15 protein-coding genes are annotated in these 15,873 nt (G+C 65.5%); 12 read left to right on the forward strand and 3 right to left on the reverse strand.

The window, feature by feature from the left end; genetic code table 11:
* Positions 1–38: 38 nt before the first annotated feature.
* The 6 genes from BLT60_RS18805 (at position 39) to BLT60_RS18830 (ending at position 4,748) form a co-directional block, all read left to right on the forward strand.
* Positions 39–425: a DUF302 domain-containing protein gene (locus BLT60_RS18805; RefSeq protein ID WP_090878819.1), complete on the forward strand. Its 387-nt coding sequence runs from the start codon at positions 39–41 to the stop codon at positions 423–425.
* A gap of 96 nt (positions 426–521) precedes the next feature.
* Positions 522–1,442 carry a KPN_02809 family neutral zinc metallopeptidase gene (gene ypfJ / locus BLT60_RS18810; RefSeq protein ID WP_090878820.1) on the forward strand — a complete coding sequence of 307 codons (921 nt, stop codon included), beginning with the start codon at positions 522–524 and terminating at the stop codon, positions 1,440–1,442.
* A 40-nt stretch (positions 1,443–1,482) separates the two neighbouring features.
* Complete coding sequence (locus BLT60_RS18815) at positions 1,483–1,926, forward strand: hypothetical protein (protein WP_090878822.1); 444 nt, start codon at positions 1,483–1,485, stop codon at positions 1,924–1,926.
* 81 nt (positions 1,927–2,007) lie between these two features.
* Positions 2,008–2,547 (forward strand): DUF1003 domain-containing protein, encoded by a 540-nt coding sequence (locus BLT60_RS18820; protein ID WP_090878824.1) that lies wholly within the window; start codon positions 2,008–2,010, stop codon positions 2,545–2,547.
* Between the two features lie 222 nt (positions 2,548–2,769).
* The gene (locus BLT60_RS18825) at positions 2,770–3,738 is read left to right on the forward strand and encodes an isopenicillin N synthase family dioxygenase (RefSeq protein ID WP_090878826.1); all 969 of its coding nucleotides are present in this window, start codon (positions 2,770–2,772) and stop codon (positions 3,736–3,738) included.
* 23 nt (positions 3,739–3,761) lie between these two features.
* Complete coding sequence (locus BLT60_RS18830; protein WP_175478523.1) at positions 3,762–4,748, forward strand: ABC transporter substrate-binding protein; 987 nt, start codon at positions 3,762–3,764, stop codon at positions 4,746–4,748.
* A gap of 63 nt (positions 4,749–4,811) precedes the next feature.
* On the opposite strand, the gene carA is transcribed toward BLT60_RS18830, so the two are convergent.
* Entirely contained in the window at positions 4,812–5,984 is a 1,173-nt protein-coding gene (gene carA, locus BLT60_RS18835; protein WP_090878972.1) for a glutamine-hydrolyzing carbamoyl-phosphate synthase small subunit, read from the reverse strand.
* A 221-nt stretch (positions 5,985–6,205) separates the two neighbouring features.
* Between carA and BLT60_RS18840 the strand changes: the two genes are divergently transcribed.
* On the forward strand, positions 6,206–6,655 hold the full coding sequence (locus BLT60_RS18840; RefSeq protein WP_090878828.1) for a GatB/YqeY domain-containing protein: 450 nt from the start codon (positions 6,206–6,208) through the stop codon (positions 6,653–6,655).
* Between the two features lie 24 nt (positions 6,656–6,679).
* Here BLT60_RS18840 and BLT60_RS18845 read toward each other — a convergent pair whose 3' ends face one another.
* Positions 6,680–7,939, reverse strand: a complete 1,260-nt coding sequence (locus tag BLT60_RS18845; protein WP_090878830.1) for an NAD(P)/FAD-dependent oxidoreductase — start codon at positions 7,937–7,939, stop codon at positions 6,680–6,682.
* A gap of 181 nt (positions 7,940–8,120) precedes the next feature.
* Here BLT60_RS18845 and BLT60_RS18850 point away from each other — a divergent pair, with 181 nt between their 5' ends.
* Both BLT60_RS18850 and BLT60_RS18855 read left to right on the forward strand, forming a co-directional pair.
* On the forward strand, positions 8,121–8,681 hold the full coding sequence (locus BLT60_RS18850; protein ID WP_090878832.1) for a polysaccharide biosynthesis/export family protein: 561 nt from the start codon (positions 8,121–8,123) through the stop codon (positions 8,679–8,681).
* Between the two features lie 95 nt (positions 8,682–8,776).
* Positions 8,777–10,726, forward strand: a complete 1,950-nt coding sequence (locus tag BLT60_RS18855) for an alginate lyase family protein (RefSeq protein ID WP_090878834.1) — start codon at positions 8,777–8,779, stop codon at positions 10,724–10,726.
* A gap of 18 nt (positions 10,727–10,744) precedes the next feature.
* On the opposite strand, the gene BLT60_RS18860 is transcribed toward BLT60_RS18855, so the two are convergent.
* Positions 10,745–12,226: an exopolysaccharide biosynthesis polyprenyl glycosylphosphotransferase gene (locus BLT60_RS18860; RefSeq protein WP_090878835.1), complete on the reverse strand. Its 1,482-nt coding sequence runs from the start codon at positions 12,224–12,226 to the stop codon at positions 10,745–10,747.
* Positions 12,227–12,542: 316 nt separating this feature from the next.
* Here BLT60_RS18860 and BLT60_RS18865 point away from each other — a divergent pair, with 316 nt between their 5' ends.
* From BLT60_RS18865 to wecC, 3 genes are read left to right on the forward strand one after another with little or no spacing between them, the layout of a single operon-like run.
* Positions 12,543–13,295, forward strand: coding sequence for a WecB/TagA/CpsF family glycosyltransferase (locus tag BLT60_RS18865; protein ID WP_090878837.1), 753 nt, complete (start codon positions 12,543–12,545; stop codon positions 13,293–13,295).
* Between the two features lies 1 nt (position 13,296).
* Positions 13,297–14,535, forward strand: a complete 1,239-nt coding sequence (wecB, locus tag BLT60_RS18870; protein WP_090878839.1) for a non-hydrolyzing UDP-N-acetylglucosamine 2-epimerase — start codon at positions 13,297–13,299, stop codon at positions 14,533–14,535.
* Positions 14,535–15,809: a UDP-N-acetyl-D-mannosamine dehydrogenase gene (gene wecC / locus BLT60_RS18875; protein WP_090878841.1), complete on the forward strand. Its 1,275-nt coding sequence runs from the start codon at positions 14,535–14,537 to the stop codon at positions 15,807–15,809. Before wecB ends, wecC begins: the two co-directional genes overlap by 1 nt.
* Positions 15,810–15,873 lie beyond the last annotated feature (64 nt).

A 15,873-nucleotide genomic window follows, 5' to 3' on the forward strand; every position in this document is an offset into this window, starting at 1 on the left:
GGAGATACGGAAATCAGGTTCAGCCGAAGAGTGAGATCATGGCCTATTATTTTGCCAAGACCGTCGATATGCCGTTCGACGCGGCGATCGAAGCGGTTACCGCGGCGCTGGCGGAACGCGGCTTCGGCGTGCTGACCACTATCGACGTCCAGGCGACGATGAAGAAGAAAATCGACGCCGACATGCCGCCCTACACCATCCTCGGCGCCTGCAACCCCGGATTCGCCTTCGAGGCTCTCCAGGCCGAGGACAAGATCGGGACGATGCTGCCGTGCAACGTCATTGTTCGCGCGACGGAGGACGGCAAGGTCGAGGTCGCGGCAGTCGATCCGGTCGCGTCCATGCAGGCGGTCGGCAGTTCCGCGCTGGGCAAGATCGCAGGCGAAGTGCAGCAGCGGCTGAAGGATACCGTCGACAGCCTTTGACCGCACTCGAGCGATCGGCGGAACGCTCCGGCCCCGATTGACGTTTCATTCTTCGCCGTCGAATGTCGGTCGGTTTCAAGGCTCAGGAGCAGACACGTGAAGTGGCGCGGGCGACGGCAGAGCAGCAATATTGAGGACCGTCGCGGCAGCAGCGGCGGATTCGGCGGTTTCGGCCGCAGTGGCGGTTCCCGGATCGGCCTGCCGACCGGTCGGGCGCGCGCCGGCGGCGGACTCGGGATCGGCGCGATCGTCGTGATCCTGATTGTCGCCTGGATTGCCGGGATCAACCCGCTTGAACTCCTCAGCGGCGGCGGTGGCGGCGGTCCCGTCGTGACTGGCCAGCCCAGCCGGCAACAGGCGCCGACGGGCACCCCCGACGATGCCGGCGGGCAGTTCGTCGCCGTGGTGCTCGCCGATACGGAGAGCACTTGGCAGCGCATTTTCCGCGAAGGCGGTGAGACCTACAAAGAGCCCATCCTGGTGCTCTTTTCGGGGCAGACATCGTCGGCCTGCGGCTTTGCCAGCGCGGCGACCGGGCCGTTCTACTGCCCGGGCGACCAGAAGGTTTACATCGACCTCGACTTCTACCGCGAACTCCGCGACCGCTTCGACGCGCCCGGCGATTTCGCCCAGGCCTATGTCATCGCCCACGAGATCGGCCACCACATCCAGAACCTTCTTGGTGTGCTTCCCGACGTCAATGCGGCGCGACAGAAGGCGAGCAAGGCCAAGGCGAACGAATTGTCGGTGCGGCTCGAACTCCAGGCCGATTGCCTGGCCGGCATCTGGGCGCATGACGCCGAGACGCGAGACGTTCTCGAAGTCGGCGACATTGACGAGGCGCTGAACGCCGCCGCCCAGATCGGCGATGACGCGATCCAGCAGCGCACCCAGGGCTATGTCGTCCCGGAGAGCTTTAACCACGGCTCCTCGGCGCAGCGCAGCCGGTGGTTCAAACGCGGCTTCGAGCAGGGTAACCTCGACGCCTGCGATACCTTCGGTCCGGCGAATATCTGATCTCGCCGGGCGAGCCGCGTTGCCTTCAGGGGAGGAATCCATGCGGAAAGCGACGGGAGCTGCGCTCCTTCTGTCCCTCGGGCTTGCTGTACCGGCGGCGGCGCAATCGAGCCCGCCCGATCTCGGCGGCGACTGGGCCTGCGACGCCACGCCGATGCTGATCCGTGGCGAGTGGACGACGCTGACCTACGCAATCACCATCGCCGACCAGCGAGACGCGCTGTTCACCGCCGAGATGGACTGGTCGCTGCCGCCGGATAACGACGTCACCGGCAACCAGGCGGGCACCTCGTCCTTCAGCGGCACGATCAAGGCGCTCGGCGTCATCGGCTGGGACAACGAGACCGTCGACATGGTCGCCTTCGGCGACGGACACCGGCACCACGGCACCCTGGTCGACGCCAACACCATCCGCTTCGTCCACAGCGAAACCGGCGACGACGCCTGGGTGGCGCGATCGGTCTGCCGGCGCGAGGGCGGCTGATCGAAAGCGCCCGGCCGCTGCGCATGTCATGCGGGCGACGGCAGGTGTTATCTTCGGCAGCGTCGAAGTCGGAGGTCTCCCATGCCGAGTGACACCATCGCAGAACTCGCAAGCCGGCTGCTGGCGCTGGACGAGGGCGACCTGACGCCGCGGGAAAAAGCCGTGATCGAGCGGGCGGCGCGGCGGTTGGCCGTGTCCCGCAACATCAACGTCGAGTTCCAGGAGAGCTTCACCTTCGGTCAGCGGGTCGCCGATCGGGTCGCCGAGATCGGCGGATCCTGGACCTTCATCATCGGCTTCCTGACGTTCGTGGCGCTGTGGATGCTGCTCAACACCTGGCTCGTCTTCGCCCGGCCATTCGATCCCTATCCCTTCATCTTCCTCAACCTGATCCTGTCGCTGCTCGCCGCGGTCCAGGCGCCGGTGATCATCATGTCGCAGAACCGGCAGGCGGCGAAGGATCGCCTCAGCGCCGCCCACGACTACGAGGTCAATCTCAAGGCCGAGATCGAGATCGCCGCGCTGCACGAGAAGCTCGACCAGATCCGGGCGCACGAACTGGCGATGCTGGTCGAGAGGACCTGCGGTCCGCAGGCCTCCTCGACCGAAAGCAGCAAGTAGGACCGTGTCCCTGCCGGGCTTTTGAGCACGGCCGTGCCGCGCCGATAGGCGTCTGATCCTCGCCGTGCGCAACGGCGGGGCGCATGCGAGCAGCGCTTCTGGCCATACCGCCCCAGGGTCCGGCGTATGTCCGATCTGGTCTTCTTATTGCTTTGCATGGAGGGAGGCAGCGCGGCTTCGCGCGGCCACGGTTCGCGATTGCAGACTCTTGAGGTGACCTCCATGACCCGCAAAGTTCCCGTCATCGACCTCACCGATTTCCGTACCGGTCGAGACAAGCAGGCAGTGGTCGAACAGGTGGCCGATGCCTGTCGGTCGATCGGCTTCCTGGTGATCTCCGGCCACGGCGTTCCGGCCGAGATGTTCGACGCGATGCTCGGTGTCTCCAAGGGCTTCTTCGATCTTCCGGTGGAGACGAAGAAGCGGGCGATACCGGCGGACGGTTCGTTCCGCGGCTACTCGGAACTGGCCAACATGTCGCTTGGCCAGTCGCTCGGCGACGACGCGCCGCCCGATCTGCGTGAGGGCTTCAGCGTCAATCGCGTGCAGGACAAGAGCGACCCGTATTACAGCAACCCGGCCGCGGGAAAGCTGTTCGCTCCCAATGTCTGGCCCGACCCGGAGGATGTCCCCGGCTTCGAGCAGGCCTTTTCGGACTATTACCTGGCGATGGAGGGGGTGGCGACGACGCTGATGCGTATCTTCGCGCTGGCCCTCGAACTGCCGGAGGACTTCTTCGACGCCAAGGTCGACAAGCACTTCACCAACCTCGTCGCCTACCACTATCCACCGATGCCGGCGGCGCCGAAGCCCGGCCAGTTGCGCGGCGGCGCCCACACCGATTTCGGCAGCCTGACGCTGGTCTACGGTCACCCGTCGGTCAGTGGCCTGCAGGTGTGGGATGGCAGCGAATGGGAAGACGTGCCGGTCGAGCCGGGCACGCTTGTGGTCAACCTCGGCGACCTGATGGCCCAGTGGACCAACGACCTGTGGGTGTCGACGCTCCACCGCGTCGCCAACCCGCCGGAGTCCGAGTGGGACAAGGCGCGCTACTCGCTGATCTTCTTCCACCAGCCCAATTACGACTGCGTGATCGAGAGCCTCGATCAGGTCAACCCGGCCAAGTACCCGCCGACGACATCGGGCGAGCACCTGCGCCGGAAAATCCTGGCCATGCGCGTCGCTGCATAGCCAACAGAGAGGAGTTCGGACCAATGAGCCTGAAGCATATGGCGGTGGCGGGATACGTGGCCCTCGCAATCGCGGCGGCGCTGCCCGCCTTCGCCGCCGACAAGGTGACCTTCGGCACCAACTGGACGGCGCAGGCCGAACATGGCGGCTTCTACTACGCCAAGGCCTACGGCATCTACGAGGAGTACGGTCTCGACGTCGAGATCAAGCCCGGCGGTCCGCAGGTCAACACGCCGGCCCTGCTGATCGGCGGACAGCTCGACTTCGCCATGCTGTCCGGCTCGTTCAATCCGCTCAACATGGTGCGGGAGAACATCCCCTATATCGCGGTCGCCGCGACTTTCCAGAAAGATCCGCAAATCCTTCTTGCCCACGCCGACCAGGGGCTCACGAAGCTGTCGGAACTGAAGGACAAGCCGATCTTCATCGCTGCCGGGGCGCATGAGACCTTCTGGCAGTTCCTGCGGGTCAAGTTCGGCTTCAGCGACGAGCAGATTCGTCCCTACGCCTACAGCATCGCTCCCTTCCTCGCCGATCCGACCGCGATCCAGCAGGGCTATGTCACCAACGAGCCGTTCCGGGCGCGCGAGGCGGGAATCGAGCCGGAGGTCTTCCTGCTCGCCGACAACGGCTACGGCTCCTACGCGACGCTGATCGGCACGTCGATCCAGATGGTCGAAGACCACCCCGATCTGGTCCAGCGCTTCGTCGATGCCTCGATCAAGGGCTGGTATGGGTATCTGACCTCGGAGCGGTCGAAGGCCGACGCGCTCATCCTCGCCGACAATCCTGACTATTCGCTGGACAAGGCCGACGAAGCGGTCGCGGCGATGAATGCGTTTGAGCTGGCTACCGGCGGCGACGCCGAGACCCTCGGGATCGGCGTGATGACCGACGAACGCTGGCAGGCCTTTTTCGAGACCATGGTCGAAGCCGGCGTCTATCCGGCCGACCTGGACTGGCAGAAGGGCTACACCCTGCAGTTCGTCAACAAGGGCGTCGGCATGTAGCGCGCCGGTCAACCATGCCTGCGCCGATCGTGCTCGGCGCAGGAGCGGCCGCTCGGGTCGGCGTCAGCCCTTGGCGTCCATCATGTCGGTGAAGCGCTCGAACAGGTAGCGCGAGTCGCGGGGGCCCGGGGAGGCTTCCGGGTGATACTGGACCGAGAAGACCGGACGGTCGCCGAGCCGCAACCCGCAATTCGAACCATCGAACAGCGACACATGGGTCTGTTCGACGCCGGCCGGCAGCGTGTCGGTGTCGACGGCGAAGCCGTGGTTCATCGAGGTGATCTCGACCTTGCCGGTGGTCAGGTCCTTGACCGGGTGGTTGGCTCCGTGATGGCCCTGGTGCATCTTCACCGTCTTGCCGCCCAGCGCGATGCCGAGCATCTGGTGGCCGAGGCAGATGCCGAAGGTCGGCGTGCCGGAGTCGACGACATGGCGGATGGCCGGCACGGCATAGGCGCCAGTCGCCTCCGGGTCGCCGGGGCCATTGGAGAGGAAGACGCCGTCCGGCTTGTGGGCGAGGATCTCCTCGCCGGTGGCGGTCGCCGGCAGCACCGTCACCCGGCAGCCATGGTCGGCGAGCAGCCGCAGGATGTTGCGCTTGATGCCGTAGTCGACCGCGACGACATGATGGCGCGGCGATTCCATCCGGCCATAGCCCTTGTCCCACTGCCAGGAGGTCTCGTCCCAAGTGTAGGTCTGGGCGGTGGTGATGTCCTTGGCCAGGTCCATGCCGACCAGCCCCGGCCAACCCTTGGCCTCGGCCTTGAGCCGGGCAAGGTCGAAATCGCCGCGGCGGTCGTGGACGATGATCGCGTCGGCGGCGCCCTTGGTGCGGATCAGGGTGGTCAGCGCCCGGGTGTCGATGCCGGCGAGGCCGATGATGCCGCGGGCCCGCAGCCACTGGTCGAAGTCCCGCGTCGCGCGGTAGTTCGACGGATCGGTGATGTCGGTCTTCAGCACGCAGCCGCGCACGCCGGAGGAGGCAGCCATGTTGACCGTCTCGATGTCCTCGTCGTTGACGCCGACATTGCCGATATGCGGAAAGGTGAAGGTGATGATCTGGCCGGCATAGGAGGGATCGGTGAGGATCTCCTGGTAGCCGGTCATCGCGGTGTTGAAGCAGACCTCTCCGGTCGCTTCGCCCTCGGCGCCGATTCCCTGTCCTTCGATCACCGTGCCGTCGGCAAGGATCAGAACGGCGGTCGGGCGTGGCTCAGTCCAGCCTGAATCGGGCATCTTGATTTCCGCGGGTGTTGGAACCATATGATTGCGCCGATGGGTAATCGGCACGAACGCGCTGATGATGCGCGGGGCCAAAGTAGGTGAGCCGTATCATCGCGTCAACTGTGGACCAAAATACAAAGTCCAGTTGAATCAGATACTTACGGACGATCGAAAAGTTGCGCGTGGAAGCGCGCGGGGTTATCCTCGCGCGTCGCGCCACCAGGAGGCTCGGAATGCGTGAGCAGATCAATGCGGCTCTCAAACAGTCGACGCTCGACAAGAACAAGCGGAAGGTTTCCACCTTACGCCTGATAAATGCGGCGATTCTGGACCGCGACATCGCGGCGCGGGGGGCTGGCAGGGATCCGGTCAGCGACGAGGACATCCTCGAAATCCTGACCAAGATGATTCGCCAGCGCCTTGAATCCGCCAAGACCTACGAGGAGGGCAACCGCCTCGACCTGGCCGAGCAGGAACTCGAGGAAATCGCGATCATCAAGGCCTTCCTGCCCGCACAGCTCGACGAGGACGAGGTTCGCTCGGCCTGCGCCGATCTGGTCAAGGAGACCAACGCCAAGGGCCTGCGCGACATCGGCCGCTGCATGCAGACGCTGAAATCGCGCTACCAGGGCCGCATGGACTTCGGCAAGGCCAGCACCGTGGTGAAGGGCCTGCTGAGCTAAGCGGGCCTCGATCGACCGTGAGGCTCAGCCGCGTGGCGGCCTCGCGATCAACGACTTCAGGTCAAAGGATTCGTCCGCGCAGGATTCGGGCGAGGGTGATTGACTCGCGCCGAGCAGGCGTCGCCCGACCATGTGATCGGCCGCGCGGTTGACCGAGTCGATCGCCACCAGGCGATCCCCGTCAAAGTGAAACACCGAAAAGATGCCGCTGTCCGGCGCGCCGCGAGTGACGCTTCGCGTCGCGTTGAACGGGAGGCCGACCATCTGCAGCTTGACGTCGCCCTGATCCGACCAGAACCACGGCACCTCGCGGAACGGCTCGGGCTTGCCGAGAATTGCCCGGGCGGCGCATTTGGCCTGGTCGACGGCGTTCTGGACCGATTCCAGCCGGATGCGGCGGCCGAGGCTCCAATGGTCGAAGGTCGCGCAATCGCCGAGGGCGAAGATTTCCGGCACGCTGGTCGCCATCACATCGTCGACGAGGATGCCGTTGTCGATGGTCAAGCCGGCGCTCTTGCCGAGTTCGACATTCGGTATGACGCCGATGCCGATGATCGCGAGGTCCGCCGGGATCGGGTCTCCGGCGGCGGTCTCGACCGAGACGACATGGCCTGAATCGCCAACGATGCGGCCGACCGGCGTGGCGAGCCGGATGTCGCTTCCCCAGCCGCGGTGAAGAGCGAGGAAGTGGGCGGAGATTTCCGGCGCGACGACCCGCCCCATCAGACGCTCCGCCGCCTCGAGGACCGTCACGGTCTTGCCGAGCAGGCGGGCGGTTGCGGCGATCTCGAGGCCGATGAAGCCGCCGCCGACCACGACAACATCGTTTGCCGCGTAGAGCCGGTCGCGGATGGCGCGGGCGTCCTTGGCGTTGCGCAGCGCCAGCACGCCGTCGAGGTCAATGCCTTCGATCCCCGGCATGCGCGCCCGCGATCCCGGCGCCAGCACCAGCCGGTCGAAGGGCAGGGCGCTGCCATCGGATAGGCCGAGTGTCTGCGCCTGGCGGTCGATGCCGGTCGCCTCGGTCTCCAGCATCAGGGTGATGTCGTTCTTCTCGTAGAAGGCTTCTGGCCGGAGCGGGAGAAGGTTGTGATCGGCCTCCTTGAGAAAGGCCTTGGAAAGCGGCGGGCGCTGGTAGGGAATGTCAGGCTCGGCCGTCACCAGTGTCAGCCCGCCCTCGTAGCCTTCCGCCCGAAGACTGGCCGCGGCCTGTGATCCGCCATGACCGCCGCCGACGACGATGATTCCCTTCTCGAACACGGGTCGACCTGCTCCCTCTTCCATCAAAGCCATCGCGCCAGGGCGCTTCGAATGCGCGGTTTGCTAACAGGTGGCAGGCGAAAGGTCTTGGAAAATTATTCTACGCATTTGCGCGTCCGGCCGTGGCGCCGGGGCGACCCTGCTTTACCGCTCGTTAACCATAGTTGCCGATAGTCGTGCCACCGATTTGGGGCCGAAAACCGAAATGCGATTCGCAATCATCACCAAGGTCGTCGCGGCATTGGCGCTGCTCGCCGGATGCGCGACCTACGACCCCGCGATGCTGGTGAATCACGGGGATCTCGTCGCTCCCTATCGCCTCGACAGTGGCGATCAGCTGCGGATGGTGGTCTTCGGCCAGGACAATCTCTCGAACACCTATATCGTCGATCAGGCGGGTGCGATCTCGGTGCCGCTGATCGGCAACGTGTCGGTGCGCAACCGCTCGACGGCCGAGGTCGCGAACCTGGTCAAGGCGAAGCTGCAAAAGGGCTTTGTCCGCGATCCCAATGTCTCGATCGAGGTCGTGCGCTACCGGCCCTTCTTCGCCATGGGCGAGGTCGCCGCCGCGGGGCAGTACAGCTTCGCACCGGGGATGACCGTGCAGAGCGCAATCGCCACGGCCGGCGGGTTCACGCCGCGGGCCGACAAGCGCTTCGTCAAAGTCAGCCGGCGCACCGGCGGCGAGGTCGAGACGATCAGCCTCGACATGACCGATCCGATCAAGCCAGGCGATACGCTCTACGTGCAGGAACGCATCTTCTGAGCAGCGCGAAACACCGTCGCGCACCTGAATCTTAACGTCTCCTGACGCATCTTCCCGGCCCATCGGCAGGCAACAGCCACGCAGAGGGAGCGACGATGAAACGCGCGGTGACGACCGGTCCCGGTTCGCTCGGCTGGTACGTCCGGCGCCTGCGCAACATGCCGCTCCGGGAAGTCGCCTTCCGGGTTTCCGAACACGCCAGGAAAGCCTATTCCCGCCGCCACCATCGGGGCTGGGAGCGGTTCGCCGACTCCGCCGCCAGGCCGCCGATGCTGCCCGGCATCCGCGAAGCGGTGGCGGCCGCCCCGGTCGCAGCGCGTCAGGCGATCGACGCGGCCGCGGCAGACGTCCTCGCCGGGCGTTTCAAGGCGCTGGGCGTCGCCTGGCCGCAGCGCTCGCCGGAAGCCCTTTTCCCGGCCGGGATCTGGCGTCTCGATCCGACGACGGGCGGACTGTGGCCGGGCAGCGAAGCCTATACCTTCGACATCGCCTATCGGCGCCAGCAGGGCCTCGGCGACGTCAAGCAGGTCTGGGAATTCAACCGCCTGCAATTCCTGCAGCCGCTGGCGGCAAAGGCGCTGCTCGACGATGACGCGGCGGCGACGGCCGCGATCGATGCGGCGATCGCCAGTTGGTACGACGCCAATCCGCCCTTCATGGGCATCGGCTGGAGTTCGGGAATCGAACTGGCGCTCCGATCGATCAGCCTGCTGGTGGTCGCCTCGCTCTGCGGGGACCGTCTCAAGCCGGAGACGCTGACCCGGATGCGCACCATGCTGAAGGCGCACGCCTTCTGGCTCGCGCGCTTTCCGTCGCGCTTCTCCTCGGCGAACAACCACCTGATTGCCGAGGTGGCGGGCGAATTCCTCATCGCGGTGGCGATGCCGGAGCTGACCGGGGCGGGCGCGATGGTCGCTCGGGCGCAGGCAGTACTGGCGCGCGAAGCGCTCCTCCAGATCCTGCCCGACGGCGTCCCGGCCGAACAGTCGCCGACCTATGGCGCCTTCAGCGTCGAGTTCCTGCTGCTTTGCATCGTGGTCGCGCGAACCGCCGGGCATCCGTTTCCCACAGAGGTCGAGGATCGACTTGGCCGCTTTGCCGACTTCGTCATCTGGATCGCGACGGCCAACGGTTCGGTGCCGGCGATCGGCGACGACGACGAGGGGCGCGTGCTGACGTTGGGGGGCGACGAGCCGCGCTACGTCGCCTCCGTCGCTTCCGCCGCCGCTGCCTGGGTCCGCGGGAAAGGGCCGGCCTTTGCGGGCGAGACGCTCCGCAATGTCATCTTCGACAAGGCCGGCACGTCGCCAGCACCGGTCGGGCAGCGGACCTTCGAAACCGGCGGCTACTCGGTATTCCGTGACCGGGCAGGGGGGCGGGATATCCTGCTCGTCCTCGACCACGGACCGCTCGGCTATCTCTCCATCGCCGCTCATGGCCACGCCGACGCGCTCTCCATCTTCCTGGCGGTCGATGGCACGCCGGTGCTGGTCGATCCCGGGACCTGCGCCTACAACGCGGACAGCGCCTTGCGCGACTGGTTCCGAGGTACCCGCGCCCACAACACCCTGTCGATCGACGACACGGACCAGAGCGTCATGGCGGGCGCGTTCAACTGGTCGCACAAGGCCACGGCCCGTCTCGACGAGCGGGTGGATGGACCGCAGTGGCGGCTACGCGCGTCACACGATGGATATGTGAAGCGCAATGGCCTGCGCCACGAGCGTACGCTCGCCGCCGGTGCCGACCGGATTCACATCACCGACAGGCTGCTGGGCGGCGGCGAGGCGGATGCCGAGGTCTGCTTCCAGCTTGCCCCGGCGCTCGACGCGACACGCGACGGCGACGCGGTCGTCGTCTCACGCGGCGGCGACATGGTGGTCCGTATCGTCCTGCCGCAAGGCGCCATCGCGATCGCGCGAGGCGAGGAGGGTCTCGCCGGCGGGTGGGTGTCGCCGTCCTTCGGGATCAGGGTACCGGCCAGCCGCATCGCGTGGCGCGGGCGCGTCGGCGCTGGCGGGGTGCAGTTCCGGATCGAGGTCTGAAGGCGACAGGCCTGTCGGCTAGACCGCGTTCTTCCGCGCCGAGGCGGAAAAGACGGTCAGGATCATGATCCAGACATCGAGAAAAACCGACCAATTGTCGATGTAGTAGAGGTCGTGGGAGGTGCGGCCTTCGAGCATCTCCATCGTCAGCGTCGCACCGCGAAAGCCGTGGACCTGTGCCCAGCCGGTGATGCCGGGCTTGATCCGCTGGCGGTTGGCGTAGGTCGCCAGCTGGCTGCTCAGCTCGTTGTCGTGCGACACCGCATGCGGCCGGGGACCGACGAGGCTCATCTCGCCGAAGAAGACGTTGATCAGCTGCGGCAGCTCGTCGATGCTCAGCGCGCGGAGGATGCGCCCGACCTTCGTCACCCGGATGTCGCCGCGCACCGCCTGGCGAATGTCGCCATTTTCCATGACCGTCATCGTGCGGAACTTCCAGATCATGAAGACTTCGCCGTTGAAGCCGCGCCGGGCCTGGCGGAAGAAGGCCGGGCCGGGGCTGTCCAGATGGATGATCGCGGCGATGATCAGGAAGGACGGGGCGAGCACGACCAGGCCGATGGCGGACAGCACGATATCCATCGCCCGCTTGACGAAGACCCCGGCGTCGCTCAGCGGCTTGCGCATGAAGCGCAGGGCGTTGTTCGGGCCGATCGCGACGACGTCGACAAGGTTGAGCGGCGCGGTCTTGGTCACCGGCGCATAGGCGAAATTGAGGGCGAAACGCTGGAGCGCCGAGACAATCGGCTGAAGCTTCTTCAGGCTGAATCCGTCGCCGACGAAGATGACGTAGCTGGCGCCGAGCTGGACGCTGTCGGCGGCAAATGTGCTGAGCCGTTCCTCGTCGGGCATGCCGTCCCGGTCGGCGATGTCGTCAATGTAGAGGACGTTGGTCAGCCGGTATCCGAAGCGCGACAGATGGCCATTGAGCAGAAAGCCGACGACGTCGATTCGCTTGCCGATCACGGCCACCTTCTGCAGGGCCAGTTCGCCGCTGCGGATGCGGTTGGTCGAGATCGAGCGGACGAGGTTTCGGGTCCCGATCAGGACCGGGATGCCAAGCAAGTAGGCCGACGTCAGGGAGACGCGTGAGAATTCCGCGACGCTGCCGCTGAGGAAGGCAAGAAAGAGCACCGTGGCGAAAGCGCCTGTCCACTGCACGACGCTACTGGGCAAGGCGGTGTTGGTCCGACGACCGTAATCGAGGAACCGACTACATGCCGCGGCCGCCGATCCGCCGTAGATCGTTCCGGTCAGGGCAGCGAAGGTCAGGTAGATCGTCCAGCGGAAAGTCTGTGGCTCAACATCAAGGATAAAAGCGTGGTAGCAAAACGAAACGATCAAAACGCAAAGAGCTGCCACTGTTCCTTCAATTAAGGATACAATTAAGCAAAATATCAGCCGGTGCGCGCCAATGAATTGCAGAAAAACGTCTGCAATTGTCTGGTGTTCGCTTGTCTTGCTATCCGGCGTTGCCGACATGGTTCGCGTTCCGAGCATGCGTTCACGACCAATAGGCAGTTTAAATCAAATCTTAAAGAATTTTTCTGGATATGGGTTAATCCCCGACGCCGGTTTTGCCACCGGGCGCTGCCAGAAGCGCCAGCGCCGCGCGCTCGCTGTCCGCCGCAGAGCCGCGTGGCACCGCGACAGTGGATGAAATCGCCCCTCCGTCGTCCTTCGCGCGTCTCGTGCAGCGATCTCGTCATTAATATTAACAGATAAAACGCATTGAAAGTTATCCGTTGTTATTTATCTAATTCTCTGCAGAGAGCAAAATTAAGAATATCCTCTGCGGCGTGAGGTATTACTGACGATGCGTGTGTCGTTTCTCGACCTTCCCATAGACATCCTGACGATGGACGAAACCGTCGATCGCGCCCTTGAGGGCATGCGATCGCGGACCCGAGTCCAGCATGTCGCGGTGAATGTCGCGAAGGTCGTGAAGGCGCAGTCGGACGCGGAGCTTCGCGAGGATATTGTCGGTAGCGACCTGATCGGCGTCGATGGCATGGGCCTCGTGCTCGGCCTTCGGATGGCCGGCATCCGCGTCCCCGAACGGGCGGCCGGCATCGACCTGATGAACCGGCTGCTCGAGCAGTGCGCCGCCAAAGGGTATCGGCCGTATTTTCTCGGCGCCACCGACAGTGTCGTCCATCGCGCCGCCGAGGAAGCCTGCCGCCGGTACCCGGGACTGGTCATGGCCGGGGTCCAGGACGGCTATTTCACGCCGGAGGAGGAACCGAGGATCGTCGACCGGGTCCGGGCGAGCAATGCCGACTGCCTGTTCATCGGCCTGCCGACGCCAGCCAAGGAGCGTCTCCTCGGCAAGTATCGCGACCGGTTCGGTGTCCCCTTCGTCATGGGTGTCGGAGGCTCCTTCGACGTCCTGTCGGGCATGGTCGCGCGGGCTCCGGTGTGGGTGCAGAAAAGCGGTTTCGAATGGCTCTACCGCGTCCTGCAGGAGCCGCGACGTCTCTGGTGGCGCTACGCCAGCACCAACGCGGTCTTCCTGCGGCTGATGTGCAGTGTCCTGGCCCAGCGCGTCACGACCGGAAAGGTTCACTGACATGCCGCGCATACTCGTCGTCTTCGGAACGCGGCCGGAAGCGATCAAGCTCTGGCCCGTCATTGTCGAACTCGAGCGGCAGCCGGACACCGAGGTTTCGGTCTGCGTCACCGCCCAGCATCGCTCGATGCTCGACCAGGTACTGGAAACGGCCGGCCTGGCGCCGGATTACGATCTCGACCTGATGCGCGATGCCCAGTCGCTCGATGCCTTGACCGCCCGCATCCTTACCGGTCTGGGGCCGGTCCTGGACGAGGTGAAGCCGGACTGCGTCGTGGTCCAGGGCGATACCGCCACGGCGATGTCGGCGAGCCTTGCCGCATACTACAAGAAAGTTCCGGTCGCCCATATCGAGGCGGGGCTCCGCAGCGGCAACATCTACGAGCCGTGGCCCGAGGAAGTTGCGCGCCGGGTGATCGGCACGATCGCGCGCTACCACTTTGCTCCGACGCGCCGGGCGGCCGACGCGTTGCGCGCCGAGGGCGTACCGGGCAACGTCGTCTTCCAGACCGGCAACACCGTGATCGACGCGCTGCTGATGACCAAGGCAAAGCTTGATCGCGACCGCTCGCGGGTCGCGGGCCTTGCGCCGCTTTCCGAACGCTTCTCGGGCAAGCGGATCCTGCTTGTCACCTGCCACCGGCGGGAAAGCTTCGGCGCCGGCATCGACGAGATCATGGACGCGCTGCTCGATCTCGCCGAGCGCGGCGATGTCGGAATCATCTTTCCCATCCATCCCAATCCAGCGGTGCGCGGGCCGGTCCAGGCGCGGCTGGCGAAGCATCCGGCTATCGCGCTGATCGAGCCGCAGGACTACCCGCATTTCGTCCGCCTCCTCGATATCGCCCACCTTGTCCTCACCGACTCCGGGGGAATTCAGGAGGAGGCGCCGGCGCTGGGCAAGCCGGTGCTGGTCCTGCGCAACACAACCGAACGCGGTGAAGGGGTCGACGCGGGGACAGCGCGCCTGGTCGGCACCGACCGGACGCGCATCGTCTCGGAAACCAACCGGCTGCTGGACGACGCCGAGGCCTATGCCGCCATGGCGGAGGCGCACAGCCCCTTCGGGGATGGCCATGCCGCCAGCCGGATCGCGGCGATTCTCGCACGCATGGCCGACACCGCGCCCGCGCCGGTCCAGGTTGTCGGGAATACCGACGCCCACCGCGCCAGGGCCGACGCCTATCGTGTCTTCCGGGAGCGGCGTGCTGTCGCCCGGGCAGTCGGGGGCCACCGCTGATGAAGCGCCCGGATTTCTCCACCGTCATGGTCGTCGGTCTCGGCTATGTCGGGCTGCCGACCGCCGCGCTCATCGCCAGCCGCGGCTTTCAGGTCATCGGGCTCGACAACAATCCCGACGTTGTCTCGACGATCAACTCCGGTCGTGTCCATATCGTCGAGGCGGATCTCGACGGACTGGTGCAGAAGGTGGTGGGCAGCGGGCTCCTGCGTGCCGTCGAGGCGCCGGTCCCGGCCGACGTTTACCTGATTGCCGTGCCGACGCCGATCACCGAGGACAAGCTGCCCAATATCGGCCTCGTGCATGACGCGGCCCGCTCGATTGCTCCGGTGCTCAAGAAGGGCGATCTGGTGATCCTAGAGTCGACTTCTCAGATCGGGACGACCGAGGCGATCTCCGAACTGCTCGGCGAACTCCGGCCCGACCTGTCGATGCCGACCGCTGTCGGCGAGGCGGCCGATGTGTCCGTAGCCTATTGCCCGGAGCGGATCCTGCCCGGTCGCGTCCTGGCCGAGCTGGTCTCGAACGACCGGTGCATCGGCGGTATCTCGCGGCGCTGCGCGCGGCGGGCCCAGCGCTTCTACACCACCTTCGTCCGCGGCACCTGCTTTCGCACCACGGCGCGCACCGCGGAATTCGTCAAGCTGGCCGAGAATTCCTTCCGCGATACCAATATCGCCCTGGCCAACGAACTGTCCCTGATCTGCGAGCGCTTCGGCATCGACACCTGGGAAGCGGTCGGCCTCGCCAACCGGCATCCACGGGTCAATATCCTCAAGCCGGGACCGGGCGTCGGCGGCCACTGCATCGCCGTCGATCCGTGGTTCATGGTCGCCTCCGCGCCGGATCTCGCCAACGTCATCCGCACCGCCCGCGTCGTCAACGACGGGCGCGTCGCGCATACGGTCGAGCGGTGTATCGAGGTCATCGAGCGCGGCGACGCCGATGCGCCGATCGCCTGTTTCGGGCTCGCCTACAAGGCCGATATCGACGACCTTCGGGAGAGCCCGGCGCTCGATATCGCCACCGAGCTTTGCCGGCGCTATGGCAGCCGCATCAGGATCGTCGAGCCCAACATCCAGACGCTGCCGAAGGACCTCGCCGCTCTTGGCGCCGAACTGACGGACACGGACAGCGCGCTGGCGGCTGGCGGCATCCTGCTGCTCCTCGTCGACCACGAGGAATTCAAGATGATCGCTCCGGAAGAGCGGGCTGGCGCCTTGACCTACGACTCCCGCGGCATTTGGCGGGCGACCGAAGCGGCCGTCGATTGAGCGGCATCCCGGCCCGAACCGAATGATGACCGCTCGGTTGGTTCCGCGCTCCGGATGGAGACAT

It is taken from the genome of Bauldia litoralis (assembly GCF_900104485.1).
In the GTDB taxonomy this organism is placed as follows: Bacteria; Pseudomonadota; Alphaproteobacteria; order Rhizobiales; family Kaistiaceae; genus Bauldia; species Bauldia litoralis.

What these genes read in the sequence shown, in the direction of transcription:
- wecC (WP_090878841.1), top strand. Translation starts at nt 14,535, where the DNA reads ATGAAGCGCCCGGATTTCTCCACCGTCATGGTCGTCGGTCTCGGCTAT.
- BLT60_RS18855 (WP_090878834.1), top strand. Translation starts at nt 8,777, where the DNA reads ATGAAACGCGCGGTGACGACCGGTCCCGGTTCGCTCGGCTGGTACGTC.
- BLT60_RS18865 (WP_090878837.1), top strand. Translation starts at nt 12,543, where the DNA reads ATGCGTGTGTCGTTTCTCGACCTTCCCATAGACATCCTGACGATGGAC.
- BLT60_RS18805 (WP_090878819.1), top strand. Translation starts at nt 39, where the DNA reads ATGGCCTATTATTTTGCCAAGACCGTCGATATGCCGTTCGACGCGGCG.
- BLT60_RS18850 (WP_090878832.1), top strand. Translation starts at nt 8,121, where the DNA reads ATGCGATTCGCAATCATCACCAAGGTCGTCGCGGCATTGGCGCTGCTC.
- BLT60_RS18830 (WP_175478523.1), top strand. Translation starts at nt 3,762, where the DNA reads ATGAGCCTGAAGCATATGGCGGTGGCGGGATACGTGGCCCTCGCAATC.
- BLT60_RS18840 (WP_090878828.1), top strand. Translation starts at nt 6,206, where the DNA reads ATGCGTGAGCAGATCAATGCGGCTCTCAAACAGTCGACGCTCGACAAG.
- carA (WP_090878972.1), bottom strand. Translation starts at nt 5,984, where the DNA reads ATGCCCGATTCAGGCTGGACTGAGCCACGCCCGACCGCCGTTCTGATC.
- BLT60_RS18815 (WP_090878822.1), top strand. Translation starts at nt 1,483, where the DNA reads ATGCGGAAAGCGACGGGAGCTGCGCTCCTTCTGTCCCTCGGGCTTGCT.
- wecB (WP_090878839.1), top strand. Translation starts at nt 13,297, where the DNA reads ATGCCGCGCATACTCGTCGTCTTCGGAACGCGGCCGGAAGCGATCAAG.
- BLT60_RS18860 (WP_090878835.1), bottom strand. Translation starts at nt 12,226, where the DNA reads ATGCTCGGAACGCGAACCATGTCGGCAACGCCGGATAGCAAGACAAGC.
- BLT60_RS18820 (WP_090878824.1), top strand. Translation starts at nt 2,008, where the DNA reads ATGCCGAGTGACACCATCGCAGAACTCGCAAGCCGGCTGCTGGCGCTG.
- BLT60_RS18845 (WP_090878830.1), bottom strand. Translation starts at nt 7,939, where the DNA reads ATGGAAGAGGGAGCAGGTCGACCCGTGTTCGAGAAGGGAATCATCGTC.
- BLT60_RS18825 (WP_090878826.1), top strand. Translation starts at nt 2,770, where the DNA reads ATGACCCGCAAAGTTCCCGTCATCGACCTCACCGATTTCCGTACCGGT.